This window comes from Rubrimonas cliftonensis, assembly GCF_900107585.1.
Taxonomy (GTDB): domain Bacteria; phylum Pseudomonadota; class Alphaproteobacteria; order Rhodobacterales; family Rhodobacteraceae; genus Rubrimonas; species Rubrimonas cliftonensis.
Genome location: NZ_FNQM01000012.1, coordinates 46,968 through 71,251, shown reverse-complemented (window position 1 = coordinate 71,251; position 24,284 = coordinate 46,968). Strand labels below are relative to the sequence as shown.

General features: G+C 72.0%; 25 protein-coding genes and 1 pseudogene. 13 read left to right on the top strand and 13 right to left on the bottom strand.

What is annotated here, in order from left to right; genetic code table 11:
• Positions 1 to 66 precede the first annotated feature (66 nt).
• The 11 genes and pseudogenes from BLW43_RS16205 to BLW43_RS16155 all read right to left on the bottom strand — a co-directional run.
• Positions 67 to 195, bottom strand: a pseudogene (locus tag BLW43_RS16205) (IS5/IS1182 family transposase); the annotation flags it as partial.
• Positions 196 to 318: 123 nt separating this feature from the next.
• Positions 319 to 1,338 (bottom strand): class I SAM-dependent methyltransferase, encoded by a 1,020-nt coding sequence (locus BLW43_RS16200; RefSeq protein WP_093255039.1) that lies wholly within the window; start codon positions 1,336 to 1,338, stop codon positions 319 to 321.
• A 254-nt stretch (positions 1,339 to 1,592) separates the two neighbouring features.
• Positions 1,593 to 2,843 (bottom strand): CNNM domain-containing protein, encoded by a 1,251-nt coding sequence (locus tag BLW43_RS16195; protein ID WP_093255037.1) that lies wholly within the window; start codon positions 2,841 to 2,843, stop codon positions 1,593 to 1,595.
• On the bottom strand, positions 2,843 to 4,180 hold the full coding sequence (locus BLW43_RS16190) for a hemolysin family protein (protein ID WP_139284097.1): 1,338 nt from the start codon (positions 4,178 to 4,180) through the stop codon (positions 2,843 to 2,845). The genes BLW43_RS16195 and BLW43_RS16190 overlap by 1 nt, the downstream gene beginning before the upstream one ends.
• Positions 4,181 to 4,898: 718 nt before the next feature.
• Positions 4,899 to 5,336 carry a hypothetical protein gene (locus BLW43_RS16185; RefSeq protein WP_093255034.1) on the bottom strand — a complete coding sequence of 146 codons (438 nt, stop codon included), beginning with the start codon at positions 5,334 to 5,336 and terminating at the stop codon, positions 4,899 to 4,901.
• Positions 5,333 to 6,607 (bottom strand): lytic murein transglycosylase, encoded by a 1,275-nt coding sequence (locus BLW43_RS16180; RefSeq protein WP_425441189.1) that lies wholly within the window; start codon positions 6,605 to 6,607, stop codon positions 5,333 to 5,335. Before BLW43_RS16180 ends, BLW43_RS16185 begins: the two co-directional genes overlap by 4 nt.
• A 90-nt stretch (positions 6,608 to 6,697) precedes the next feature.
• The gene (locus BLW43_RS16175; RefSeq protein ID WP_093255031.1) at positions 6,698 to 7,585 is read right to left on the bottom strand and encodes a C40 family peptidase; all 888 of its coding nucleotides are present in this window, start codon (positions 7,583 to 7,585) and stop codon (positions 6,698 to 6,700) included.
• Positions 7,578 to 8,993 carry a leucyl aminopeptidase family protein gene (locus tag BLW43_RS16170; RefSeq protein ID WP_245731092.1) on the bottom strand — a complete coding sequence of 472 codons (1,416 nt, stop codon included), beginning with the start codon at positions 8,991 to 8,993 and terminating at the stop codon, positions 7,578 to 7,580. The genes BLW43_RS16175 and BLW43_RS16170 overlap by 8 nt, the downstream gene beginning before the upstream one ends.
• A 71-nt stretch (positions 8,994 to 9,064) precedes the next feature.
• Positions 9,065 to 9,436, bottom strand: a complete 372-nt coding sequence (locus BLW43_RS16165; RefSeq protein ID WP_093255030.1) for an Hpt domain-containing protein — start codon at positions 9,434 to 9,436, stop codon at positions 9,065 to 9,067.
• A gap of 44 nt (positions 9,437 to 9,480) precedes the next feature.
• Positions 9,481 to 10,527 carry an asparaginase gene (locus tag BLW43_RS16160; protein ID WP_093255028.1) on the bottom strand — a complete coding sequence of 349 codons (1,047 nt, stop codon included), beginning with the start codon at positions 10,525 to 10,527 and terminating at the stop codon, positions 9,481 to 9,483.
• Positions 10,520 to 11,125, bottom strand: a complete 606-nt coding sequence (locus BLW43_RS16155; RefSeq protein WP_245731091.1) for an RNA polymerase sigma factor — start codon at positions 11,123 to 11,125, stop codon at positions 10,520 to 10,522. Before BLW43_RS16155 ends, BLW43_RS16160 begins: the two co-directional genes overlap by 8 nt.
• A gap of 207 nt (positions 11,126 to 11,332) precedes the next feature.
• On the opposite strand from BLW43_RS16155, the gene BLW43_RS16150 reads away from it, so the two are divergent.
• The 6 genes from BLW43_RS16150 to BLW43_RS16125 all read left to right on the top strand — a co-directional run bounded on the left by BLW43_RS16150 (position 11,333) and on the right by BLW43_RS16125 (position 16,890).
• On the top strand, positions 11,333 to 11,887 hold the full coding sequence (locus BLW43_RS16150) for an invasion associated locus B family protein (RefSeq protein WP_245731090.1): 555 nt from the start codon (positions 11,333 to 11,335) through the stop codon (positions 11,885 to 11,887).
• Positions 11,888 to 11,960: 73 nt separating this feature from the next.
• Positions 11,961 to 13,151 carry a dual-specificity RNA methyltransferase RlmN gene (gene rlmN, locus BLW43_RS16145; protein ID WP_093255027.1) on the top strand — a complete coding sequence of 397 codons (1,191 nt, stop codon included), beginning with the start codon at positions 11,961 to 11,963 and terminating at the stop codon, positions 13,149 to 13,151.
• A gap of 86 nt (positions 13,152 to 13,237) precedes the next feature.
• Positions 13,238 to 14,254 carry a zinc-binding metallopeptidase family protein gene (locus BLW43_RS16140; RefSeq protein WP_093255025.1) on the top strand — a complete coding sequence of 339 codons (1,017 nt, stop codon included), beginning with the start codon at positions 13,238 to 13,240 and terminating at the stop codon, positions 14,252 to 14,254.
• On the top strand, positions 14,251 to 15,090 hold the full coding sequence (locus BLW43_RS16135; RefSeq protein WP_093255024.1) for a mechanosensitive ion channel domain-containing protein: 840 nt from the start codon (positions 14,251 to 14,253) through the stop codon (positions 15,088 to 15,090). The genes BLW43_RS16140 and BLW43_RS16135 overlap by 4 nt, the downstream gene beginning before the upstream one ends.
• 124 nt (positions 15,091 to 15,214) lie before the next feature.
• A complete protein-coding gene (locus BLW43_RS16130; protein ID WP_093255022.1) occupies positions 15,215 to 16,126 on the top strand; it encodes a sulfite exporter TauE/SafE family protein in 912 nt (303 codons plus the stop codon).
• A complete protein-coding gene (locus BLW43_RS16125; RefSeq protein WP_093255021.1) occupies positions 16,123 to 16,890 on the top strand; it encodes a TIGR02186 family protein in 768 nt (255 codons plus the stop codon). Before BLW43_RS16130 ends, BLW43_RS16125 begins: the two co-directional genes overlap by 4 nt.
• A 22-nt stretch (positions 16,891 to 16,912) precedes the next feature.
• Here the strand turns inward: BLW43_RS16125 and BLW43_RS16120 are convergent, their stop codons facing one another.
• Together BLW43_RS16120 and BLW43_RS16115 are read right to left on the bottom strand one after the other, a co-directional pair.
• Positions 16,913 to 17,605: a glutathione S-transferase N-terminal domain-containing protein gene (locus BLW43_RS16120; protein ID WP_093255019.1), complete on the bottom strand. Its 693-nt coding sequence runs from the start codon at positions 17,603 to 17,605 to the stop codon at positions 16,913 to 16,915.
• A gap of 68 nt (positions 17,606 to 17,673) precedes the next feature.
• Positions 17,674 to 18,126 carry a hypothetical protein gene (locus BLW43_RS16115; RefSeq protein ID WP_093255017.1) on the bottom strand — a complete coding sequence of 151 codons (453 nt, stop codon included), beginning with the start codon at positions 18,124 to 18,126 and terminating at the stop codon, positions 17,674 to 17,676.
• Between the two features lie 254 nt (positions 18,127 to 18,380).
• Between BLW43_RS16115 and metZ the strand changes: the two genes are divergently transcribed.
• The 7 genes from metZ (at position 18,381) to rnhA (ending at position 24,283) form a co-directional block, all read left to right on the top strand.
• The gene (gene metZ / locus BLW43_RS16110; protein ID WP_245731088.1) at positions 18,381 to 19,583 is read left to right on the top strand and encodes an O-succinylhomoserine sulfhydrylase; all 1,203 of its coding nucleotides are present in this window, start codon (positions 18,381 to 18,383) and stop codon (positions 19,581 to 19,583) included.
• A gap of 109 nt (positions 19,584 to 19,692) precedes the next feature.
• A complete protein-coding gene (gene folE, locus BLW43_RS16105; RefSeq protein WP_093255016.1) occupies positions 19,693 to 20,325 on the top strand; it encodes a GTP cyclohydrolase I FolE in 633 nt (210 codons plus the stop codon).
• A 111-nt stretch (positions 20,326 to 20,436) separates the two neighbouring features.
• Complete coding sequence (locus BLW43_RS16100; protein WP_093255014.1) at positions 20,437 to 21,312, top strand: 3-hydroxybutyryl-CoA dehydrogenase; 876 nt, start codon at positions 20,437 to 20,439, stop codon at positions 21,310 to 21,312.
• A 180-nt stretch (positions 21,313 to 21,492) separates the two neighbouring features.
• Complete coding sequence (locus BLW43_RS16095) at positions 21,493 to 22,071, top strand: LabA-like NYN domain-containing protein (RefSeq protein ID WP_093255013.1); 579 nt, start codon at positions 21,493 to 21,495, stop codon at positions 22,069 to 22,071.
• A gap of 118 nt (positions 22,072 to 22,189) precedes the next feature.
• A complete protein-coding gene (locus BLW43_RS16090; RefSeq protein WP_245731087.1) occupies positions 22,190 to 22,726 on the top strand; it encodes a uracil-DNA glycosylase in 537 nt (178 codons plus the stop codon).
• A gap of 136 nt (positions 22,727 to 22,862) precedes the next feature.
• Complete coding sequence (gene ispH, locus BLW43_RS16085; protein WP_175478953.1) at positions 22,863 to 23,819, top strand: 4-hydroxy-3-methylbut-2-enyl diphosphate reductase; 957 nt, start codon at positions 22,863 to 22,865, stop codon at positions 23,817 to 23,819.
• Positions 23,816 to 24,283 carry a ribonuclease HI gene (gene rnhA / locus BLW43_RS16080; protein ID WP_093255010.1) on the top strand — a complete coding sequence of 156 codons (468 nt, stop codon included), beginning with the start codon at positions 23,816 to 23,818 and terminating at the stop codon, positions 24,281 to 24,283. Before ispH ends, rnhA begins: the two co-directional genes overlap by 4 nt.
• Position 24,284 lies beyond the last annotated feature (1 nt).

Here is a 24,284-nt window from a genome sequence, read left to right as displayed (position 1 = left end):
GATGCGCGCCGCACATGGCGACAGTGCAGCTGCGCGGCGATGGCGGCGTTGGATGCGACATCCCGCGAACCGGCGCGGCGCGTCGCACCAACGCAAGCCGTTGCGATTGATGAAGATGACCCCGCTCAGCACCCGCCGGTCAGCGAGGCGAGGTCTGCCGCAGCTCTTGGGAGGGAACGGCCGGAGGCGCGTCATCTACGCCTCCGTCAGCCAGAAAAGGCTGCTGATTCACGCCCCCGTCGAACCGGGGAGCCTGCATCAGCGGGCGCCGCCGCGGCGAGCCGATGAACGGATTCTCACCCCAAGCCCGAAATGCTGTCAATCAGTCGGCTTGCGCAGCACGACGATCCCATAGGTGACCAGAGGGAGCTGGAGCGCCACGACGACCCGTCGTGAGAGGCGTTCGAGATCGCGCAGAACCGGCAGGCGCGCGAAATAGCCATGCCCGGAGAAGACATGGCGGCTCTCCACTTCGAAGCCCAACCCTTCAAAGTAGCGCTTGGAGCGCGCGGACGGGCTGTGACACCGCTTGTAATAGGCCGGGAACTTGCCGTCCCGGCCCGCCAGATCGCGATTCGGCTGCGCGATCTTGAGAATTTCGCGGCTCACACGCTCGGGCAACACCGAATTCAAGCCCATCGCGAGGTTGTTGTTGATCGGATAGGCGTGGATGGCCCGTCCGCCGGGCGGCAGCGCCGCATGGCAATTGCGATGAACCGCAACTGGGTCGCGCACATGTTCGACGAACATGTGGCTCAGGATGAGGTCGTATCGCGCCTCGCCGACAGTCCGGACGAACTCCCGGAGCGGAGCCGTGGCGTCGACGCAGATCGTGCGGTCGAAGCGCGTCTCGGCCTTCGCCAGCTCCGCAGGGTCGATGTCGGCGAGAACGCTGATCACTCCCCTGGCCGGATCACCCGCGATCGTCGGATAGGCGCCGCCGCCGAGGCCGAGAACCTCGAAGTCGTCGTCGACATAGGATCCGATGAAGCCGGGATGGGAGGCCGAGCCGGGAAATTGGTCTACTGGCTCGATCGACCGCCAGTTCGTTCTTGCATGCAACTTCATCCGCCCGAAATACCTCCAGTAATGCGGCGCTGCTCGAGACCCACCCGCGCGGATGCCGGGCGTCGCAAGGGCCGCGCGGCTCGCTCCGGCGCCCGCGAGGCCGGCGGCGGCTCTCAGCATGCCGGCCCCTGGACGATGTCCCTGCGGTAGACGACCCCGTTCGACGATGGCGAGGATCACCGCCTCGGCGGTCGACAGCTTCGGGCGCGCCAGCGAAGTGAGCCGCGCCAGCGCTCCGGGAGCCGGGTGACGTTTCGGGACGGGCGCCATACTGTCGCGCCGGCGACGGGTCGCCTCCTCCGTGACGACACGGAGGCGACCCGTCGAGACACGCAGCGCGCAACGCCGACGCCCTCCGCGCCTCGGCTCGCTCCCCAAGGGGGCTCGGCATGGACATCGGCCGCTCCGATGTCGAGCCGTTCCGGACCGGGCTTCTGCGCAAGCTCGCGCGGCGCGGCCTGCGCTGCGTCAGGCTGGCGATGTCAGGCGCCCATGAACGCCCCGGTGGGGGCGGTTCTCCGCCTTCAGTCCAGACGCCGCGCCTCGATCTCGAGGATCGCTCGGGGGGTCGCCTCGATCACGGTGAAGCGCCAGCCCTCGGCGTCGAAATGTTCGCCCGCCTGCGTCAGGCGCCCGAAGCGCGCGAGCGCGTAGCCGCCGAGGCTGCTGTGCTGAAGCGTCTCGAGCGCCACGCCCAGCGCCTCGTTCACCTCGACCAGCGGCGTTCGCGCAGGGAAGCGCCGCGCGCCCGCCGCCGACGCGCCCGGTTCGGCGCCGGGCCCTGGCTGATCGGCGCGCGCCGCGTCGTCTGCGCCCAGGGTCCGTCGCACCAGCAGGTTCAGCGTGATGAGGCCGAGCGCCGCGCCGGTCTCGTTGACGACGATGATGATCGCGGCGGGTTCGCCGTGGAGCATGTCGATGATCTCGTTGACGCGCTGCAGGTGCGGGACGAAGCGCACTGCGCCGAGCAGCTCGTCCACCGGCTTGCGCTCCAGCTCCGGGTCCAGCAGATCCCAGCTCTCGATGACGGCGACCGTGGTCACGTTGGCCGGCGCGGTCTCGTAGAGCGGCACCAGCCGCTCTCCGCTCGCGCGCCGCGCAGCGACGATCTCCGCCATGCCGGCCTCGCGCGAGACGGAGCGGATCTCCGAGAGCGGCCACATGACCTCTGCGGCGGTCATCTGCGCGAAGCGCAGCACCCTGCGCACCTGACCGCTGCCGAAAGCGGCGTTCGCCGCTGTGCTTTCGGCCATCTGGACGACGGCGACGACCTGGCTGCGCGCCGCCGAGGACGGGTCGTCGGCGCCGCCGATCATCCGCGCCGCGAGCCGCGCCAGGCTCGAGAACAGCCAGACGAGCGGCGCCAGCGCGATCTGGACCCATGAGAGCGGATGCGCGATATAGGGGGCCAGCGCGTCGGCCTTCTGCTGATAGACGGATTTCGGCACGATCTCGCCGAGGATCAGCATGACCGGCGTGAGGACCAGCACGGCGACCAGCTCGCCCTGTCCGCCGAACAGCCGGACCATGAGCAGCGTGCCGATCGTCGTGAGGGCGACGCTGCTGAGATTGGTGCCGAGCAGGGTCGTCGTGAGGACGCGGGCGGGGTCGCCCATCAGCCGCAGGGCGAGCTTCGAGCCGGTCGCGCCGCGGGCGGCGCGGACGCGCAGCCGCACCCGGTCCGCGCTCACCATGGCGATCTCGGAACCGGAGAAGAAGCCCTTGAGCAGCAGGAGAAGGCCGAGCAGCGCCAGCGTCGTCAGCACCGAGTCCATCACGCGGCCTCCTCCCCCGGCGGCGCAGCGGGCTCGTCGAGCACCGGATGCCCTTCCGGCGCGATCAGCACGTCGGTCACCAGCAGGTCGGACATCGCCTCCACCCGGAACGCCACGCCGCCGTCCGCGACGGTCTCCCCCACCTTCGGCAGCCGCCGCATGAGCGCGAGGATCAGTCCGCCCACCGTCGCCACCGCGTCGGCGCTTTCCAGCGGCAGGCCGGTCGCGCGGCGCAGCGCCCCGATCGGCGTGAGCCCCGCGCAACGGAACACGCCCGGCGCCGGCTCGGCGATGTCGGCATGCGCCTCCAGATAGACCGCCTGACCGCGTGTCAGGTAGCCGAACACGTCATCGGCGGAAACCAGCCCGTCGACGCCGCCGAACTCGTTGACCACGAGCACGGCGTGATGGTCGCCGTTCTTGAAGGTCTCCGCCAGTTCGCCGACCGTCTGCGTCGTCGGCGCGAAGCTCGCGGGCGCCAGCAGCGCCTCGATCGTCGGGACGCCCGGCGCCGCGGCGGCGCAGGCTTCGAGGACGCGCTCCTCGCGCAGGAAGCCGACGATGGCGTCCCGCGTGCGCCGATAGACCGGCACGCGGCGATGGCGCAGCCGGCGGAACGCCTCCAGCATTTCGGCCGGCGGGAGGTCGGCGCTGAGGAAGGCGACCTGCGGCCGCGGCACCATGATCTGCGTGATCGGCGTGTCGACGGCCTCGATGAGGTTGACGATGAGGCGCCGCTCCCCGGCGCTGACTGCGCCTTCGCCCTCCACGTCGCGCAGGAACGCCTCGAAATCGTCGGTGCTGAGCAGGTTGCGCTCCTCGCGGCTCTCGCCGATCAGCGCCGTCGTGATCCGGTCCGACGCGAGCCGCACGAGCCAGCGCAGCGGCGCGACGATGCGGACCCAGACGGTCATCACCGGCTCGACGATCCGCGTGGCGATGGGAACCGGGGCCGTGACTGCGACCGTCTTGGGCGTGATCTCGCACAGGATCAGCAGAGCCGGCAGCATCACGAGCGTGTTGACGAGGCCGGCGGCCTCGGGGCTGCCGAACAGCGCGAGCATCACGCCGGTGAGGTTGATCGTCGCGAGGATGTTGATCAGTTCGTTGCCGCACAGGATCGAGACGATCAGCCGCCGCGGCTCGTCAAGCAGCGCCCGAAGGCGGCGCCCGCCGGGTCGGCCGGCGTCCTCGAGCCGCCGCAGGTCTGCCTCCCGCAAGGAGAACAGACAGGTCTCCGACATCGAGAAGGTCGCCGAGGCGGCGAACAGCACGAGTTGCAGGGCGAGCCGCGCGATGATTTCCGGGTCGCTCAGCGCGGTCCAGTCTATGGTCATCCCCGCGCCCGCCGCTTCCCTGCTCGCCGCGATCTTGAACGCGTTGCATGACGCCTTCACGACGCCGCGGCGTTGGCCGGAGGAAGCGGGTGGCGCCCGCGTCGCCTGGCCCGCGTCTTTTGGCCCGCGTCTTCTGGCCCGCGTCTTCTGGCCCGCGTCTCCTGGGCAATGAACGACTGCCTCGGCAGATCGCTTTGCTGTCGATGCGCCATGCAACGCCGCGCGCACGCCGCGCAGGACGCTTTGCGGGAAGGCCCGCCGGACCGATCAGCGTGGCGGACGCGGTCCCGGAAGGGCCGCGCCGGACGGCGGGCTGCAGCGGGACGCGGCGGTGTTCATGTCGCAGGCGCCGTCCTCGCCCCGCAACGCAGTCTTCGGAGACGCGCGCGGCATCCGGCTTCGGGAGACTGGGGGGCGATGGGTCGTGCGTTTCGGCGGCGACAGCGCATCACCCCGGCCATGCGTGGACGGCAGCCGGCATGCGGCGTCCCTGTTCCCGCCATGTCGGCGCCGTGCAGCGCCGGTCATCGTCGCGCCCCCTCGCCGATCCACGGGCGAACCAAGACGGTGATGGTGAGACTGCGCCGCATTTCAGCCGGAGCGGCTCGCCCCGCGGCGGCGCACGCGGAGGGGCTGACGATGCGACCCATGCGACCGCCCTCGATTCCCGAACCGAACCCCGGGCGGTCAGAATTCCGCCCAAGCGCCGGTCCCGGGCCTAGAGTTGCGGCGGCAGCACGTCCGGCGCCACCGACAGCACCCTGAGCCGCACCGGATCGATCTCCGCCAGCGCCGTGCCGGCGGCGATCCAGACGGTGGCGCCCCTCGCGTGGGGAAGACGGCGGTCGATGCGCTCCGGCACCGGCTGCGCCGGAAAGTCGGCCGACAGCCTGCCGCCGGGGACAAGCAGCGCCATCAACTCCTCATCCAGCGGCTGGGGGTCGGTGATGAAGTCCGGCAGCGGGTTGGCGCCGCGGGCCTCGGCGCGCAGCACCAGGGTGACGGTGCGCCGCAGGGCCTCGTCCACGCCGGCGCGCCGGTCGCCGCCGCCTGCGCCGCTCCGCCCCAGCGCCGCCCCGAGCTGCGCGGTCGCCGGGGCGCCGAGCGGCAGGACGGCGAGGGCCGCAAGGCCGCCGATCATGGCGCGGCGGCTCATCGCGGCGCCTCCCGCCGCAGCGCCTCCAGCAGGGCGGCGCTGTCGTAGCCGTCGGCGGGAAGCCCGCGCGCCCGTTGCCAGCCGCGGATCGCCGTGCGGGTGTCAGGCCCCACCACGCCGTCCGCCGCGCCCGGGTCGAAGCCGGCCGCCGCGAGGCGCTGCTGCATCTCCTCCTTCTCGCTGCGCGACAGCGGGCGGTCGCCGCGCGGCCAGTCGCCGAGGAAGGGGCCGCCGCCGGCGATGCGGTCGGCCAGATGCCCGATGGCGAGCGCATAGGAAGTCGCATTGTTGTAGCGCTTGATGACGTCGAAGTTGTGGTAGGTCAGGAAGGCTGGGCCGCGCGCGCCCGCCGGCAGCAGCAGTTCGGCGTCGCCGGCCGAATGCAGTGGCGCCCCGTCGGCCCGGGCGAGACCGAGGCCGCGCCAGAAGGGCTCGGGGCGCTTGGCGCCGTCGGCGAGGCCGGGGTCGACGCCCGCCGGCAGCCTGACCTCGACAAACCAGGGCTCGCCCCAGCGCCAGCCGAAGCTCGACAGGTAGTTGGCGGTGGATGCGAGGGCGTCCAGCGCGTCGGCGCTCCACAGGTCGCGCCGGCCGTCGCCGTCATGGTCGACGGCGTAGGCGAGGTAGGAGGTCGGGATGAACTGGGTGTGGCCCATGGCCCCGGCCCAGCTGCCGACCATGCCGGCCGGCGTCACGTCCCCGGCCTCGACGATGCGGAGCGCGGCGAGGAGCTGCTCCTCGCCGAAGTCGCGCCGCCGCCCCTCCCAGGCCAGGGTGGCGAGCGACCGGATCACCGACATGTCGCCGTAGTTCGCGCCATAGCCGCTCTCTCCGCCCCAGATCGCGAGCACGATCTCGCGCGGGACGCGGTGGCGGCGCTCGATCTCGGCGAGCTCGGCGGCCTTCTCGGCGGCGAGGCGGCGTCCGTCGGCCACCCGCCTCTCGGATACGGCGCTGTCGATGTAGTCCCAGATGGGCCGGGTGAACTCCGGCTGGCGGCCGTCGAGCTCCAGCACGCGCGGGTCGGGCGCGACGCCCCGAAGCGCCGAGCTCACCACCGACGGCGCGACGCCCTGCGCCGTCGCGCGCGCGGCGAACTCCTCGCGCCAGCGCCCGAAGTCTTGAGCCGCGCCAAGCCCTTGCTCCGTCATGGGCCTCTGCTCGGGCGCGGGCGCCGCGGCCGGGGCCGCGGGCCGGGGCGCCGGGGCGGGCGGCGCGGAGCTGGCGCAGGCGGCGCACAGAGCGGTCGCGGCGACGGCCGCCGATCGCATCAACATTCCTCGGATCCTCTCAAGACGGAACGCATCCGGTGGACGCGCGCGATGGTAGCCCGTTCGGCGCCGGTGTCGAAAGAGCCCCGGTCAGCGAGCGGGCCGCGCAAGCCGCCCGGGCCACCTGCGCCGCGCCAAGGGCTCGCCGTATCCCGCCGCCGCGATCCGCGCCGCGGCCTCGGCGAGCGGCTCGATGCGCGTCGTCATCGAGTTGGCGTTGGCGTGGAGCATCCTCGACGGGCTGAGCATGACGCCGACGTGGCCGCGCCAGAAGATCAGGTCGCCGCGCCGCTCCCGGCCCGGGGCGACGTCTCGGCCCGGCGCGGCCTCCTGCATGTCGCTGTCGCGCGGACAGTCGAAGCCCGCCGCCTGCCGCGCGACCTGCACGAGACCCGAGCAGTCGACGCCGGCGACGGTGCGCCCGCCCCAGAGATAGGGCGCGCCGAGAAAACCCAGCGCGACCGTCACCCAGTCCGGCTCAAAGCTGTCAGCCGGCGCGACGTGCTGGACGCAGACATGGCCCCGCTCGGCCAGCGTCACGAAGCCGCCGCCGTCGCCGCCCGTGGCGCGCAGCAGGGCGCCCATCGGCGCGGCGGCGACGGGGCGGCTCTTGATGTCCGGGCGCTCGTAGACCGTCGCCTGAAGCGCCGAGACGCGGTGCGTCGGCGGCGCGTCGTCGGGTCCCGCGACCGGCTCCAGCGCCGCCGACGGCGTGTAGCCCACATAGCCGTCGCGCGCGCCCTGCCCCCAGGACCAGCCGCCCGCGTCCTCATAGACGGCGAAGCGTTCGCCCATCAGGAGCTGCGTCGTCATCGGCGCGTCGCCGTCGGGCGTCGCGGTCACCGGCGCCGCCGCGACGCAGACCACGCGCCAGCGCGGCGCGGCGTAGCGCGCAGCGGCGACGACGCCGCGCAGTTGTTCCGCAGCGAGGTCGTCGCGCGCCGGGGTCAGCCTGGGGTCGCGCCGCCGTTCAGCCATGCCGGCGCGACAGCAGGTCGAAGAGAGCGCGCCCGGCCTGAAGCTCGCCGCCCATCGGGCGCCCGGGCGCGGCCTTCGGCGCCCAGCAGAACACGTCGAGATGGGCCCAGCGCGTTCCCGGCTCGACGAACCGGCGCAGGAACAGCGCCGCCGTGACGGCGCCGGCCATGCCGCCGGCCGGCGCGTTGTCTAGGTCGGCGACGGGCGACTTCAGCATCGCGTCGTAGCCGCTCCAGAGCGGCAGGCGCCACAGCGGATCGCGCACCCGTGCGCCGCTCTCGGCGAACTCCAGCGCCAGCGCGTCGTCGTCTGTGAAGAGCGCCGGCAGGTCGGGCCCGAGCGCGACGCGCGCGGCGCCGGTCAATGTGGCGAAATCCACGAGCAGGTCAGGCGCCTCCTCGCAGGCCAGCGTCAGCGCGTCGGCCAGAACCAGCCGCCCCTCGGCGTCGGTGTTGCCGATCTCGACCGTCAGCCCCTTGCGGCTGCGCAGCACGTCGCCGGGGCGGAAGGCGGCGGCGGAGACAGCGTTCTCGACGGTCGGGATCAGCACCCGCAGCCGCAGCGGCAGGCCCGCCGCCATCACCATCCGCGCGACACCCAGCGCGCAAGCGGCGCCGCCCATGTCCTTCTTCATCAGCCGCATCCCGGCGGCGGGCTTGAGGTCGAGCCCGCCGGTGTCGAAGCAGACGCCCTTGCCGACGAGCGTGACGCGCGGGCCGTCGGCCGCGCCTTCCCAGCGCAGGTCGATCAGGCGGGGCGGCTCGGCGGCGGCCCGGCCCACGGCGGCGATCATCGGGAAGCCGGTCTCCAGCGCCGCGCCGGAGACGACGTCGAACGTCGCGCCGAAGCCCTCGGCCAGCGAGCGCGCCGCGCTTTCGAGGCGATCGGGGCCAAGGTCGTTGGCCGGTGTGTTCACGAGGTCCCGCGCGAGCGCGACGCCGGCGGCGATCGCCTCGGTCCGCCGCGCGTCGACGCCTACGGGCGCGGCGAGCCGCGCGCGCGGCGCGGCCTCCGTGCGGTAGCGGCCGAAGCGGTAGCCGTGCAGCAGCCAGCCGAGCGCGGCCTCGTCCGCCGCCTCGGGGTCCAGCGGCGTCGCGATGCGCCAGGCGCCGGCCGGCAGCGCGTCCGCCGCCGCCGCCGCCGCGAAGGGCCGCGTCTCGTCCGCGGCAAGGCCGAAGATCGCGCCGCCCACGCCGCCCGCGCCATCCGGCAGCACGATGCAGCGACCCGCGGCGGCGTCGTAGCCCGTCGCCTCGATCCACCGGCGCCCGGCGTCAGGCAGGGACGCGGCGACCTGCGGCAGCGAGCGCTGGGTCGCGAGGTGCAAGGGGAGAGCCGGTTCGTCGGGGTCTGCGAATCGAAGCGGGGCGGCGTCCGCCTGAGCGGCGGCGTCCGAAAGGGTCATCATGCGGCCTCATCGATGCGATGCAGACCCAAGATAGCGGGCCCGGCGCAGGGCCGAAAGGGCGTCCGGGCGGGTCAGGCCTGGGGGAGGCGCTCCAGCGAGGCGCGCGCGACCGAGGCCACCTCGGCGTAGGCCCGGCGCACCGCGTCGCCCGTGGGCGACCGCCCGCAGAGGGCCTCCAGCGACAGGGCCGTGGCGCTCAGGCGGCTGAGGCCGACCTGCGCGGACATCCCGCCGACCTCGTGCGCGAGGCGGCCAAGGGTCTCGACTTCGCCGGAGGCCGTCACGCCGTCCATCTGGCCGAGGCGTTCGGTGATGATGGCGCGGGTCTTGGACATGAGGGCCCCCGTGGCGTCGCCGAAGATGGCGCGCAGGCTCTCGACCACCGCCTCGTCAACGAGAGCGACACCGCCTTCGACCAGATTTGCGCTTTGCGCGTTGCCCATGCGCCTCTCCTTCGCGACACGGGGCAGACGATCACGGCACAGGCTTAAGATTTCGTGTCCAAGGGCCCCGCCGCGCGAAGTCCGCCGACGTCGACGCCGCGGAGGTTGCGATACGCCGGCGCCAGCCGCCGCCGCACCCGGGGATCGGCGGGATCGACCGCGCCGAAGCGGACGAGGAGCGCGGCCATGGCGCATTCGGCGGCCTCCGTGGCGCCGTCGTCGATCTTCAGCGCGACGCCGAGCGCCGGACGGCCGTCGCCCGCGGGCAGGATCGCGATGAAGCTGCCCTCGGCCCCGGTCTTGATCGCCGCGCGGCCCGCCGCGGCCTCCATCAGCTCGGTGCAGGCGCGCCCGGCGCCGGCGACCTCGAAGGGGTGCGCGATCATCGCGTCGCGCAGCCGCGCCGCCGACGCCGCGCGCAGCCCGCAGCCGAAGCCCGCCTGCGGGTCCGCCACGCGGGCGGCGGCGAGGGCGAGGCCGCGCAGGCGCACGGCGAAGTTGGGCGCGGAGCAGCCGTCCACCGCCCAGCCCATCGGCGTCTCCTCGTCGGCGGCCTGCGAGAACGCCTCCTGCGCCGCCTTCTGCACCGGATGGTCGACGGCGACGTAGCCGGCCGTCGGGGCGCCGAGACGCCGCGCGAGGGTGAGGAAGCCCGCATGCTTGCCGGAGCAGTTGTTGTGGAGCTGGCTGGGCTTTTCGCCGGCGGCGCGCAGCGCGTCGCGCGCGGCCTTTTCCTTCGGCGGATGGGCGCCGCACATCAGGTCGCGCTCTCCGAGGCCGATCTCGGCGAGCCACTGCGCCACCTGACCTGAATGCGCCGCCGAGCCCTCGTGCGAGGCGCAGGCGAGCGCGAGGCGGCGGGCGTCGAGGCGGCATGCGTCCGCCGCGCCGCTCTCGACCAGCGGCAGCGTCTGGAACAGCTTGATGGCGCTGCGCGGCAGGATGCGGCGCTCGACGTCACCCGCGCTATCGACGATCTCGCCGCCGGCCGCGCACACCGCGTATGCCCCGCGATGGCGGCGCTCCACGACGCCGCCGCGCAGCGCCACGGCGAGCACCGGATCGGCCGGCGCGTCCACAAGGTCAGTCATCGAAGAGCTCCTCGGCGAAATCCGCGCCCAGCGCCTCCCGCAGGCGGGCGACGGCGAGGCGCAGGCGCGACTTGACGGTGCCGAGCGGCGCGCCGAGCGCCGCGGCGGCCTCGCTCTGGCTGAGGCCCTCGTAATAGGCGAGGCGCACGACCTCAAGCTGCTCCGGCGGCAGGGTGGCGAGCGCGGCGCGCACCGCGGCGTCGCGGTCGGCCACGGCGGCGGCGACGTCGGCGGGCGGCGCCGGGTCGGGCTGGAAATGCGGGTCGAGCGGGTCGGGCTCGGGCCTGCGGCGGCGCATCAGGTCGATGCGCCGGTTGCGCGCGACGGTGAAGAGCCAGGTGCCGGCGCCGGCGCGGGTCGGGTCGAAGGTCTCGGCCCGACGCCACACGGTCAGCATCACCTCCTGGGCCGCCTCGTCGGCCTCGTGGGGCGGAAACCCGGCGCGCTGCATGAAGCCCTTAACCCGACCCGCGTAGCGACCGAACAGTGCGGCGAAGGCAGCGCGGTCCCGGGCGGCCACGCGCAGCATCAGCGCGTCGTCGCTGTCCTCCGCCGCCGGTATGGCGGCGTCGCGGGCGTCGGCGGGGTTTTGGCTCAAGGTGCGGCAGCCTTCACGGGAAACCGGCGCCGAGGCGCGCCATCCCCGGTCGGCAAGTCTGGCGTCGGCGCCCGCCTTGGGGCTAGACTAGAGCGTAATCGGCCCTGATGAAACAGGGTCGCGGTCGTGGCGGCGCCGCCGCGCGACCGGGAAGGCCCCGACGTCACGGGGTCGTGAGGCGGAACTGGCGAGACGGAGCGGCGCGACATGGCGATGGCGAAGAGTGCGACACGGGCGGCCGGCTTGGCGCTGGCGGCGATGACGATGGCGGCGGCGCTCTGGAGCGCGGCGCCGGCCGCGGCGCAGGCGGTCGACCGGGCGGGCGCGCAGCAGAACTGGAGCGTGTTCGAGTCCGGTTCCGGCGCCTCGCGGCTGTGCTGGATCGTCTCGGCCCCGAAATCCTGGGTCGCGCAGCGGGATGGCCGCCGCGTCAGCGCCAACCGCGGCGACATCTACCTGATGGTGTCGGTGCGCCCCTCCGACGGCGTGCGCAACGAGGTCAACACCGTGGTCGGCTACCCCTTCCGCGAAGGCTCGACCGTTCGGGTGCAGATCGGGACCGACACCTTCGCGATGTTCACCGACGGCGAGAACGCGTGGTTCGAGAACGCCGCCGCGGACGACCGGGCCGTGGAGGCCATGAAGCGGGGCGTGGACGCCAAGCTCACGGGCGTCTCCTCGCGCGGCACGACCACGATCGACACCTATTCGCTGATCGGCTTCACCGCGGCGCTGGAGGAGGCGCAGCGCCTCTGCTCCTGATCCGGCCCCCATCCGGCGCGCGCGGCGCAAGGCCTGCGTTGCGCCGCGGGGCGCGTCGGCCTATCTCACGCGGATGACAGGAATCGCTCCCCTCGTGCCGGAGACGGCGGCGCTGAAGCGCGCGCCCGCGCAGGCGCGCCCGAATCTCGTCGGCCTGCCCCGCGACGCGCTTGCGGCGACGCTGGAGGCGGCGGGGACGTCGCCCGCTCAGGCGCGGATGCGCGCCGGGCAACTCGCCGGCTGGCTGTACCAGCGCGGCGCCCGCGATTTCGAGACGATGACGAGCCTTTCCAAGGGGTTTCGCGCCGAGCTTGCGGCCAGTTTCCGGATCGACCGACCGGAGATCGTGACGCGGCAGGTTTCGCAGGACGGCACCCGCAAGTATCTGCTGCGCATCGACGGCGGCCACGAGGTCGAGGCGGTCTATATTCCGGAGGAGGATCGCGGCACGCTCTGCGTCTCCTCCCAGGTCGGCTGCACCCTGACCTGCTCGTTCTGCCACACCGGCACGCAGAAGCTGGTGCGTAACCTGACGGCGGCGGAGATCGTCGGCCAGATCCTCGTCTGCCGCGACGACCTCGGCGAATGGCCGAAGCCCGGCGAGCGCCCGCAGGCGAGCATCGACGGCCGGCGGCTGCTCTCCAACATCGTGCTGATGGGCATGGGCGAGCCGCTCTACAACTTCGAGGGCGTGCGCGACGCCATGAAGCTGGCGATGGACGGCGACGGGCTGAGCCTGTCGCGCCGCCGCATCACGCTCTCGACCTCGGGCGTGGCCCCGATGATCCCGCGCTGGGGCGCCGAGGCCGGCACGCTCATGGCCATCTCGCTGCACGCCACCACCGACGACGTGCGCGACCAGCTCGTGCCGATCAACCGGAAGTGGAACATCGCGGCGCTGCTCGACGCGTGCCGAGCCTATCCGCGCCTGAGCAACGCCGAGCGCATCACCTTCGAGTATGTGATGCTGAAGGACGTCAACGACAGCGACGCCGACGCCAGGCGCCTCGTGCGGCTGATCGCGGGCATCCCCGCCAAGATCAACCTGATCCCGTTCAACGCCTGGCCCGGCGCCAGCCACGAGCGGTCGAGCTGGGAGCGCATCGAGGCCTTCGCCGAGATCGTGAACCGCGCCGGCTACGCCAGCCCGGTGCGCACCCCGCGCGGGCAGGACATCCTCGCCGCCTGCGGCCAGCTGAAAAGCGCGACCGAGCGCGGACGCCGCAGCGCCGCGCAGGTCGCGGCCGAAACCGCCGCGGGCTGAGCCGCGTTTATCCTCCTTGAAGCCGGGCGGCGTTCGGCCCACTGATCCGGGCGGTCGAACCGTGAAACCGCGTCGGGAGATGCGCGATGGACGTATTCGAGTGCCCGTGCTGCGGCGCGCGCATCTTCTTTCGGAACCCCGCCTGCATGGCCTGCGGCGCCGCGCTGGTCTTCGACCCGCGCGGCCGGCGCTTCGCGACGGTCGAGGCGTCGCAGCCCTGCGCGAACCGCGACGCCATCGGCTGCAACTGGGCCGCGGCGCCGGGCGGCGGGCAAGGGGCGTTCTGCGCCGCCTGCGCCATGACGCGCACCTCGCCCGACCGCGGGGTGGACGACAACGACGCGCTGTGGGCCGAGGCCGAGGGCGCCAAGCGCTGGGTGGTCGCCGGCCTGATGCGCTGGGGCCTCTTCACCGACGCCGACCCCCATGCGCCGCCGGTGTTCGACATGCTCTCCGAGAGCACCTCCGCCGGGGCCGCGCAGGTCACGATGGGCCACATGGAGGGCGTCGTGACGCTGAACGTCGCCGAGGCGGACCCGGCGATCCGCGAGGCCCGGCGGGCCAACCTCGCCGAGCGCTATCGCACAATGACCGGGCATGTCCGCCATGAGCTTGGCCACCTGGTCTTCGAACGGCTGGCGCAGGCGCCGGGGTTCCTCGACGCGTTCAGGCCGCTTTTCGGCGACGAGCGCGCCGACTACGGCGCCGCGCTCGACGCGCATTACGCGAACGCCGCGGACGGCGAGGCCGCGCCGCCGGAAGGCCACCTGACCGACTACGCCGCCGCGCACCCGCACGAGGACTGGGCGGAGACCTTCGCCCATCACCTGCACCTCGTGGACATCGTCGACAGCGCCGCGCGCGTCGGCCTGTCCTCGCCGGCGCTGGAGACGGCGGGCGGCGGCGGCTTCGACCCCTACGCGGCAGACGACGCCGGGACGGTGCTCAACGTCGGCGGCGAGCTCACCATCGCGCTGAACCACGTCAACCGCTCCATGGGCCTCGCCGACGTCTATCCCTTCGTGCTGACGCCGCCGACGCGCGAGAAGCTCGGCTTCGTGCATCGCTGGCTTCCGGCGGCGGGCGGGGGGGCTGCGCCGTGACGCCGGAGATGCTGGGCGTCGAGGCCGAACTCGCGCCGGTCGTCCCGATCAAGCTGCTGCTGTCGATCCTGATCGTGCTGGCGACCATGGCCGCGCGCTGGCTGCTCGTGCGGCTGGTGCGCGGGCGCGACGACATCCTCAGCGACCGGCAGCGCTACTGGATCAGCCTCGTCAAGAACGTCTCCAGCGCAGTCGTCGTGTTGGCGCTCTTCGCGCTATGGCTGCAGGAGATCGAGGATTTCGCGCTGTCGATCGCCGCCGTCGCCGTGGCGGTGGTGATCGCGACCAAGGAGCTCTGGCTCTGCGTGACGGGCGCGACCTGGCGGGGCGTCAGCCAGGCGTTCTCGGTGGGCGACTGGATCGAGATCGGGCCGCATTCGGGCGAGGTGATCGACGAGAACCTGCTGGCGACGGTGCTGCAGGAGATCGACCCCTACGACTACAACCTCACCGGCCGCGTCGTCTCCGTGCCCAACAGCCTCCTGCTCTCCGCGCCGGTGATCAACAACAGCTTCCGCAAGCGCTTCATCTATTTCAGCCTCGACATCCATAGCGAGCCGGGCGGCGACGCGCTCGGGGCGCGCGACCGGGTGCAGGCGGCGGTGGAGGCGGCCGCGGCCGACTTCGGCGAGCTTGCGCGGCGCTACGCCGCCCGGATCGAGAAGACCGCCGGCGCCCGGCTGCGCGACCCGTCGCCGCTCGTCAGCGTCCACACCACCGAGCTCGCCAAGGTCGTGCTGCGCGTCACCGCGTTCTGCCCGCGCGAGCGCACGGCGATGCTGCGCGAGGCGGCGATGGCGGCGTTCTTCGCCGTGCCGCCGCCCCGTCCGGTCTGAGGCGGGCGCACCCCCGCGGCCCTTGCGCGCGCTTCGTCCGGCGCCTTCGGCGCTCGCCGCATCGCAACTGGCGCGGCGGCGCGGGCTGGCCTAGGCTCCCCTCCATTCCGGTGTTGCGGGTGCGATGCAGATCTATCTGCCGATTGCCGAGATCTCCGTGAACGCCCTGCTCCTGCTGGCGCTGGGCGGCGGCGTCGGCGTGCTCTCCGGCCTGTTCGGGGTCGGCGGCGGTTTCCTGCTGACGCCGCTTCTCATCTTCATCGGCATCCCGCCCGCGGTCGCCGTCGCGAGCCAGGCTAACCAGATCGTCGCCTCCTCGCTGTCGGGCGCGCTGGCCTACTGGCGGCGGCGCGCGGTTGACGTGAAGATGGGGCTGGTGCTGCTGGCGGGGGGCGTCGTCGGCTCGTTCTTCGGCGTGCGGCTGTTCGCGCTGGCCAGCGCCTTCGGGCAGGTCGAGCTGATGGTCTCGCTCTGCTACGTCGTGTTTCTCGGCGCCGTGGGCGGGCTGATGATGGTGGAGAGCGTGCGCACCCTGCGCGCCGCGCGCCGCCCGGGCGGCGCGCCGAAGAAGCACGGCCATGGCTGGGCGCTGAAGCTGCCCCTCAAGATGCGGTTCCGCGAGAGCAAGCTCTACATCAGCGCGATACCGCCGCTGCTGATCGGACTCGCCGTCGGCGTGCTGGCGGCGGTGATGGGCGTCGGCGGCGGCTTCATCATGATCCCGGCGATGATCTACATCCTCGGGATGCCGACGAGCGTGGTGATCGGCACGTCGCTCTTCCAGATCACCCTGCTGGCGGGCTTCACGACGCTGCTGCACGCGGTCGAGACCCAGTCCGTCGACGTCGTTCTCGCGGTGCTGCTGATCGTGGGCGGCGTGTTCGGCGCGCAGTTCGGGGCGATGCTGGGCGCGAGGCTTCGTGGCGAGCAGCTGCGCTTCCTGCTGGCGGCGCTGGTGCTTCTGGTCTGCGCGAAGCTCGCCGTCGACCTCGTGAGCACGCCCGGCGAGCTGTACTCTCTGGCCGCGCCGACATGACGGCGCGCGCGCTGATCGCGGCGACGCTCCTGCTGCTCGCGGCGGCGGGCCGCGCCCCCGCAGAACGGGTCGTCGCGGATGTGAGCCAGAACCGCATCGCGATCACGGCCGGCTTCGACGGCTCGGAGCTGTTCGTCTATGGCGCGGTGGCGCGGATCGCCCCGCCGCTGGAGGGGCGGATGGGCGTGGTGGTGCGCATCGCCGGGCCGTCGACCCCGGTGCTGGTGCGCCGCAAGTCGCGCGTCCTGGGGGTCTGGGCCAACACCAGTTCGGAGCTGGTGGACGCCGCGCCGAGCTACTACGCCGTGGCGGCGACCGGGCCGATCGACGAGACGATCAGCCATACCGAGAACCTCAGGCACCGGGTCTCCCTGCGCCACGCGCTCCGCCTCGTGGACGCCGCGAGCACAGGCGACGAGCGGGAGGCGTTCCTCGACGCCGTCACGCGCCTGCGCGAGAGCTCGGGCCTCTACGTCATCGCGCCGGGCGGGGTGGCGGTGACGGGCGACGTGCTGTTCCGCGCCAGCTTCCAGCTGCCCGCCAACATCGTCGAAGGCGCCTATCGGGTCACGGTGCTGCTCACCCGCGACCGCAGGGTGATCGACGTCTTCGAGACCGAGATCGACGTCGCGAAGGCCGGCATCGAGAGGCTGCTCTACGACGCGTCGCGGCAGCAGCCGCTGGTCTACGGGATCATCGCCATCGCGATCGCGATGGCGGCCGGGCTGGCGGCGTCCGAGACCTTCCGCTGGCTCAGGCGGTAGCCTCCGGACGACGCAGGGCGGCCTAGCGCGCCTTCTGACCGAACAGCACCGACTGGGCGGCCTTGTCGTCGGCGAGGTTCATGCGTCGCTCCGCGCCAAGGGCCTTGCCCTTCTGGACGGCGGGGCGCGCCCACATCCGGTCCAGCCACGCCTTCATGTTCGGGAAGGCGGCGATGTCCTGCTCCTGCCGCTCCCAGCCCTGGGCCCAGGGCCAGATCGCCATGTCGGCGATGGAGTAGGCGCCCGCGACGAAATCGCGGTCGGCGAGGCGCCGGTCCAGGACGCCGTAGAGGCGGTTCACCTCGTTGCGGTAGCGGTCCATGGCGTAGGGGATCTTCTCCGGCGCGTAGGTGAGGAAATGATGCGCCTGCCCCGCCATCGGGCCGACGCCGCCCATCTGCCACATCAGCCACTGGTCGACCTCGATGCGCTCGCGCTCGGTCGCGCCGCAGAAGGTTCCGGTCTTGCGGGCGAGATACTGCAGGATCGCGCCGGACTCGAAGATCGAGATCGGCGCGCCGTCGGGGCCCTCGGGATCGACGATCGCCGGCATCCGGTTGTTCGGAGCGATCCTGAGGAACTCGGGCTCGAACTGCTCGCCGGCGCCGATGTTGACGAAATGCGTCTCGTAGGGGAGGCCCATCTCCTCCAGCGCGATGGAGATCTTCCATCCGTTGGGCGTCGGCCAGTAGTGCAGGGCGATGGGGGCTTGCATGGGGCGGCTCCTTCGGATGACACGCCGCAACATTGTCGATGCGGCGGCCGCGAACAAGCCCGGCCGCTTCACATGGGGCTCGGCGGAGACCCCTGCGCGGCGGCGCGCCGCCGATGCTTGAGCCACGCGGCCTCGCAGTGGGCCGCCTCGCCGCGCAGCACCGCGCAGCCGAAATCCACCAGCGCCGCCGTCGCCGACCACGCCATCCGCCGCGCGACGTTCGCGGCGCGAAGCCGCTCTTCGTGACACCGGGCGGAGAAGGTCATCGTCGCGCTTCCGCCGGTGACGGCGTTGAGCACCAGCGACGCATGGAAGCAGCAGAGGATCGTGATCTCCTCGGCGCGCACGTCCTCGGGGAGCCGTCGTCTCGCGGCGCTCTCGATCGCCCTGCGCAGCTCCAGCGCGTAGGCCGCGGCGCGCTGCGGCGCCTGCCGCGGGACGAACCGCTCGGCCGGCGCGGTCCGCGGCCGCCCCGGCCGCAAGCGCAGGACCGATCCCGTGGTGAACCCGGACGCCGCCATGCGGTCACGCCTCCGTTCATCCTGCGTCGACGGTTGTGGCGACCCCGGCGACAACGCTGGCGGGCGGTTGCGCGCGCCACCTCACCTGTTGCCTGAAGATCGCGACGAGCTTGCGACGTCTCGATGAATCGTACGCGACGGAAGTTGATTTCCGGTGAAACGCCGCGCGCTTGACCCGCGGGCCCCGGCTCGCTAGCGCATCCTGCAGTCGCGCGGCGGCGGGCCGCTGCGATCGGGACGGAAGGGGTGCGGCGGTGAAGGACCATGATCGCGACGGAGCCGAGGCTCCCCTGCGCCAGCGCACGCGGCTGGTCCATGCGGGCGTCAAGCGCTCGCAGTTCCAGGAGACGTCCGAGGCGCTTTTTCTGACGCAGGGCTTCGTATATCCCGACGCCGAGGCCGCCGAGGCGCGCTTCAAGGGCGAGGATCCCGGCTACATCTACGCGCGCTACGGCAACCCTACCGTTGGCATGTTCGAGGAGCGGATCGCGTCGCTGGAAGGCGCCGAGGACGCCTTCGCCACCGCCTCCGGCATGGCGGCGGTCAACGCCGCGATGATGTGCATGCTGCGCGCCGGCGACCATGTGGTGGCGGCCCGCGCGCTGTTCGGTTCATGCCTCTACATCGTCGAGACGCTGCTGCCGCGCTTCGGCGTGGAGATCACGCTGGTGGACGGCCGCGACCTTGACGCCTGGAAGGCCGCCATGCGGCCGAACACGAAGGTGGCCTTCTTCGAGAGCCCCTCCAACCCGACGCTGGAGATCACCGACATCCGCGCCGTGTCGGAGATCGCCCATGCGGCGGGCGCCCGCGTCGTCATCGACAACGTGTTCGCCACGCCGATGTTCCAGCGCCCGCTGGAGTTCGGCGCCGACGTCGTCGTGTACTCCGCGACCAAGTACATCGACGGGCAGGGGCGCTGCCTCGGCGGCGTGGTGCTGGGCTCGAAGGACTACGTCCGCGGCGAGCTGGAGCCCTATCTCAAGCACACCGGCGGCGCGATGAGTCCCTTCAACGCCTGGGTGATGCTCAAGGGCATGGAGACGCTGGCCCTGCGCTGCGACGCCCAGGCCGCCGCAGCGGCGCGCATCGCGCAGGCGCTCCAGGGGCATGCGAAGCTGGCGCGGCTGCTCTATCCGGGCCTCGCCGACCATCCGCAGCACGCCCTCGCCATGGCGCAGATGACCGCCGGCGGCGGCGTCATCTCTTTGGACGTGGCGGGAGGGCAGGCGTCGGCGTTCCGATTCCTCAACGCGCTGCGCATCATCGCGATCTCCAACAACCTCGGCGACGCCAAGAGCCTCGTGACGCATCCGGCGACGACGACGCACCAGCGCCTGAGCGAGGCGGCGCGCGAGACGCTGGGCATCACGCCCGGACTGGTGCGCATCTCAATCGGCCTCGAGGATCCCGAGGATCTGCTCGAGGACATCGCGCGCGCGCTCGCCGCGGCGTAGTCGAAGGCGCTGCGCTCAGGCGAGGCGCATCGGGGCTTTCCCTCACAGGCGTGCGGCCTATTTACGCAGGCGGCGGCGCAATCTGCGCGCCGATCGAGGAGTGTCTTCCATGAACGTGCATCGTCCCGACCTGCCGCGTGAGGCCCCGTCGCCGCAACTGCGCCCGACGCGGGAGGAGGCCGAGGAGGCGGTGCGCACGCTGCTGCGCTGGGCTGGCGACGACCCCGGGCGGGAGGGGCTGATAGACACGCCCTCCCGCGTGGCGCGCGCCTACGGCGAGTGGTTCCGCGGCTACGATGAGGATCCGCACGCGGACCTCCAGCGCGTGTTCGAGGAGGTCGAGGGCTACGACGAGATGGTTATCCTGCGGGACATCCGTTTCGAGAGCTATTGCGAGCATCATCTCGCCCCGATCATCGGTCGCGCCCATGTCGGCTACATGCCCGATCGCCGCGTCGTCGGCATCTCCAAGCTCGCCCGCGTCGTCGACAGCTTCGCCAAGCGCCTGCAGGTTCAGGAGAAGATGACCGCGCAGGTGGCCAACGCCATCCGCGACGTGCTCCAGCCGAAGGGCGTGGCGGTGGTGCTTGAGGCCGAGCATCAGTGCATGTCGACCCGCGGCGTCCACAAGCACGGCGTGTCCATGGTGACCTCCACCATGCTCGGCGTGTTCCGCGACGATCATGCGACCCGTCGCGAGTTTCTCACCATGGTCGGCAATCCGGTAAACCGGGGCGGCTGAGCCTGCGCGGGACGGCTCCGGTCGCTTGCTCCGCGCCGACGCGGCGCATAATGTTCGCCCGCGTCTGGCGGGCGGACCTCCCGGACGGCGTCATCGGGAGCTGCGAAGCGCATGGAAATCAACACGGTCGGTGTCATCGGCGCGGGACAGATGGGCGTGGGCATCGCCCATGTCTTCGCCGCCGCCGGATACGACGTCCGGCTGATGGACGTCGCGCCGGCCGCCTTGTCGACGGCCGTCGCACGCATTGACGCGGCGATGGACCGGCAGATCGGGCGCGGGCAGATGGACGCCGCCGGCAAGGCCGTGGCGCTGGCCCGGATCGCGACGGCCGGCGACGCCGAGGCGCTTGGCCCCTGCGACCTCATCATCGAGGCGGCGACGGAGGACGAGGCCGTGAAGCGGCGCATCTTCGAGAGCGTCGCGCCCTTTCTCGCTCCCCACACCCTGCTGACGTCGAACACCTCGTCCATCTCGATCACGCGGCTCGCCTCCGCGACCGACAGGCCCGAGCGTTTCATGGGCTTCCACTTCATGAACCCGGCGCCGATCATGCCGCTTGTCGAGCTGATCCGCGGCATAGCGACCGACGAGGCCACCTTCGAGACGCTGCGCGCACTCGTCGTGCGCCTCGGCAAGACCCCGGCCAGCGCCGAGGACTTCCCCGCCTTCATCGTCAACCGCATCCTGCTGCCGATGATCAACGAGGCGATCTACACGCTCTATGAGGGCGTGGGCACCGTCGAGGCGATCGACACGGCCCTGCGCCTCGGCGCCAATCACCCGATGGGGCCTCTGCAGCTGGCCGATTTCATCGGCCTAGACACCTGCCTCGCCATCATGCATGTCTTGCACGACGGTCTGGCCGACACCAAGTATCGACCGTGTCCGCTTCTTGTGAAGTATGTCGAAGCCGGATGGCTGGGCCGCAAGGCGAAGCGCGGATTCTACGACTACAGGGGCGAGACGCCGGTGCCGACCCGTTGAATCGTTCCGGGGGCGGCGTCCTGATTTGGCGGACGCCGCCATGTTGTCGCCGCGTTGGTGCGCCAACTGAAGGCTATGTGGACGAGTTGCAAATCGGCTCGTATTGCCAAAGCTGTCGTGAAGTGAAACATGGGCGATCTGCGGAAAACCGCCTAGTCTGACGCCTTTTTTGGAGCTGCCATGTTCTATCGTGATGAGCGTCTTGCGCTGTTTATCGATGGTTCCAACCTGTACGCCGCCGCCCGTGCGCTTGGGTTCGACATCGATTATAAATTGCTCCGTTCGGAGTTCGTGCGGCGTGGGAAGCTTGTTCGCGCTTTCTACTATACGGCGCTGCTGGAGGACCAGGAGTACTCGCCGATCAGGCCGCTCGTGGACTGGCTTGACTACAACGGCTTCACGATGGTCACCAAGCCGGCGAAGGAATTCACCGACAGCATGGGTCGGCGCAAGGTCAAGGGCAACATGGACATCGAGCTGGCGGTCGACGCCATGGAGATGGCCGAGCGCATCGATCACATGGTCCTGTTCTCCGGCGACGGCGACTTCAGGCCGCTGGTCGAGGGCGTGCAGCGCAAGGGCGTCCGTGTCTCCGTCGTCTCGACGATCCGCAGCCAGCCGCCAATGATCGCCGACGATCTGCGCCGCCAGGCCGACAACTTCATCGAGCTCGACGAACTTCGCGAGGTCATCGGCCGGCCGCCCCGGCCGCCGCGGCGCGAGGACGACGAGGAGCAGAACGATAGCGACGCCGCCTGAGCCGGAGGCCCCGCGCGACAGTGCGATCGAGGCCCCGCGCGGCTGCGCGATCTGCCCCCGTCTCGCCGCCTACCGCGCCGAAGTCGCCGCGCGCGAGCCGGCATGGTTCAACGGCGCGGTGCCCTCTTTCGGCGACCCGGACGCGCGCCTTCTGGTGGTGGGGCTGGCGCCGGGCGTGACCGGAGCGAACCGCACCGGGCGGCCCTTCACCGGCGACTACGCCGGAAATCTCCTCTATGACACGCTGACCGCCCACGGCTTCGCCAACGGCGCCTTCAAGGCGCGGCCCGACGACGGGCTGGAGCTCAGGGACTGCATCGTCACCAACGCCGTGCGCTGCGTGCCGCCCCAGAACAAGCCGGTCGGCGCCGAGGTGAACGCGTGCCGGCGTTTCCTCTGCGGGCGCCTCGCCGCGACGCCGCGGCTGCGTGCCGTGGTGACGCTGGGCGGCATCGCCCATGGCAGCGTGGTGCGGGCGCTGGGCGGCCGGCTGGCCGACGCCCCTTTCGGCCACGGCGCCGAGGCCGAGCTCGGCGGCGCCCGCGTCTTCGCGAGCTACCACTGTTCGCGCTACAACACCAACACCGGACGGCTCACCCCGGCGATGTTCGACGCCGTGTTTGCGCGCGTGCGCGACTTTCTCGACGCGGCCTGAGCCCGCGCCAGGGCCGGGGCGGGTGGACGGGTCGGGTGGATGGGGACGCATCGTCGCGGCCCAGCGCGGGCGCGCGGGGGGTGACGGCGGCGCTCGCGCCCCGTATCTCTGGGGCGAGACCACGGGAGCACCGCCGATGACCGCCGCGCCTTCGCTCATGCTCTATCTCGCCGCGCCCCGCGGCTTCTGCGCCGGGGTGGACCGGGCCATCCGCATCGTGGAGCTGGCGCTGGAGAAATGGGGCGCGCCGGTCTATGTGCGCCACGAGATCGTCCACAACGCCCATGTCGTCGAGAGCCTGCGCGCCCGCGGCGCCGTGTTCGTCGAGGAGCTCGACGACTGCCCCGACGACCGCCCGGTGGTGTTCTCGGCCCATGGCGTGCCGAAGGCGGTGCCGGCGGAGGCCGCGCGGCGCAACATGCTTGCGGTGGACGCGACCTGCCCGCTGGTCACGAAAGTCCACATCGAAGCCGCCCGCCACCATGAGCAGGGCCGCCAGATCGTGATGGTCGGCCATGCCGGCCACCCCGAGACGGTCGGCACCATGGGGCAGCTTCCCGAAGGCGCCGCGCTTCTGGTCGAGACGCCGGCGGATGTCGCGACGCTGGAGGTGCGCGACCCCGAGCGCCTCGCCTTCGTCACCCAGACCACGCTCTCGGTGGACGACACGGCCGAAATCGTCGCCGCGCTGAAGGCGCGGTTCCCCGCCATCGAGGGGCCGCACCGCGAGGACATCTGCTACGCCACGACCAACCGGCAGGCGGCGGTGAAGGCCATCGCGCCCAGGATCGACGCGCTGGTGGTGATCGGCGCGCCGAACTCGTCGAACTCGCGCCGGCTGGTCGAGGTCGGGCGGACGGCCGGCTGCCCCTACGCGCAGCTCGCCCAGAACGCCGGCGAGATCGACTGGCGGGCGCTGGAGGGCGCGCGCTCGGTCGGGCTGACCGCGGGCGCGAGCGCGCCAGAGGAGCTGGTGCAGGCCGTGGTGGACGCCTTCCGCGAGCGCTACGCCGTGACGGTCGAGATCGTCGAGACCGCCGTCGAGCGCGTCGAATTCCGCGTGCCCCGCGTGCTGCGCGACAGCGCCGCGTGAGCGCGCTCTTCGCCTTCACAGACGGCGCCTGCTCCGGCAACCCCGGCCCCGGCGGCTGGGGCGCGCTGCTGCAGGCGCGCGACGGCGATGCGGTGGCGCGCGAGCGCGAGCTGTCCGGCGGCGAGGCGCACACCACCAACAACCGCATGGAGCTGATGGCCGCCATAGCGGCGCTCGAGGCGCTGGAGCGGCCCGCCGCCATCACAGTCGTCACCGACAGCAACTATGTGAAGGGCGGCGTCACCGGCTGGATCCATGGCTGGAAACGCAACGGCTGGAAGACCGCCGACCGCAAGCCCGTGAAGAACGAGGATCTCTGGCGCCGGCTCGACGCCGCCGCGGCGCGGCATCAGGTAGTCTGGAAATGGGTCAAGGGCCACGCCGGCCACCCAGAGAACGAGCGCGCCGACGAACTCGCCCGCGCCGGCATGGCCCCCTTCAAGCCGAGCCGCAAGGCCGGCTGAC

Coding starts and splice junctions, on each gene's coding strand:
- BLW43_RS16200 (WP_093255039.1), bottom strand. CDS start 1,338: ATGGCGCCCGTCCCGAAACGTCACCCGGCTCCCGGAGCGCTGGCGCGG.
- BLW43_RS16195 (WP_093255037.1), bottom strand. CDS start 2,843: ATGGACTCGGTGCTGACGACGCTGGCGCTGCTCGGCCTTCTCCTGCTG.
- BLW43_RS16190 (WP_139284097.1), bottom strand. CDS start 4,180: ATGACCATAGACTGGACCGCGCTGAGCGACCCGGAAATCATCGCGCGG.
- BLW43_RS16185 (WP_093255034.1), bottom strand. CDS start 5,336: ATGAGCCGCCGCGCCATGATCGGCGGCCTTGCGGCCCTCGCCGTCCTG.
- BLW43_RS16180 (WP_425441189.1), bottom strand. CDS start 6,607: ATGCGATCGGCGGCCGTCGCCGCGACCGCTCTGTGCGCCGCCTGCGCC.
- BLW43_RS16175 (WP_093255031.1), bottom strand. CDS start 7,585: ATGGCTGAACGGCGGCGCGACCCCAGGCTGACCCCGGCGCGCGACGAC.
- BLW43_RS16170 (WP_245731092.1), bottom strand. CDS start 8,993: ATGATGACCCTTTCGGACGCCGCCGCTCAGGCGGACGCCGCCCCGCTT.
- BLW43_RS16165 (WP_093255030.1), bottom strand. CDS start 9,436: ATGGGCAACGCGCAAAGCGCAAATCTGGTCGAAGGCGGTGTCGCTCTC.
- BLW43_RS16160 (WP_093255028.1), bottom strand. CDS start 10,527: ATGACTGACCTTGTGGACGCGCCGGCCGATCCGGTGCTCGCCGTGGCG.
- BLW43_RS16150 (WP_245731090.1), top strand. CDS start 11,333: ATGGCGATGGCGAAGAGTGCGACACGGGCGGCCGGCTTGGCGCTGGCG.
- rlmN (WP_093255027.1), top strand. CDS start 11,961: ATGACAGGAATCGCTCCCCTCGTGCCGGAGACGGCGGCGCTGAAGCGC.
- BLW43_RS16140 (WP_093255025.1), top strand. CDS start 13,238: ATGGACGTATTCGAGTGCCCGTGCTGCGGCGCGCGCATCTTCTTTCGG.
- BLW43_RS16130 (WP_093255022.1), top strand. CDS start 15,215: ATGCAGATCTATCTGCCGATTGCCGAGATCTCCGTGAACGCCCTGCTC.
- BLW43_RS16125 (WP_093255021.1), top strand. CDS start 16,123: ATGACGGCGCGCGCGCTGATCGCGGCGACGCTCCTGCTGCTCGCGGCG.
- BLW43_RS16120 (WP_093255019.1), bottom strand. CDS start 17,605: ATGCAAGCCCCCATCGCCCTGCACTACTGGCCGACGCCCAACGGATGG.
- BLW43_RS16115 (WP_093255017.1), bottom strand. CDS start 18,126: ATGGCGGCGTCCGGGTTCACCACGGGATCGGTCCTGCGCTTGCGGCCG.
- folE (WP_093255016.1), top strand. CDS start 19,693: ATGAACGTGCATCGTCCCGACCTGCCGCGTGAGGCCCCGTCGCCGCAA.
- BLW43_RS16100 (WP_093255014.1), top strand. CDS start 20,437: ATGGAAATCAACACGGTCGGTGTCATCGGCGCGGGACAGATGGGCGTG.
- BLW43_RS16095 (WP_093255013.1), top strand. CDS start 21,493: ATGTTCTATCGTGATGAGCGTCTTGCGCTGTTTATCGATGGTTCCAAC.
- ispH (WP_175478953.1), top strand. CDS start 22,863: ATGACCGCCGCGCCTTCGCTCATGCTCTATCTCGCCGCGCCCCGCGGC.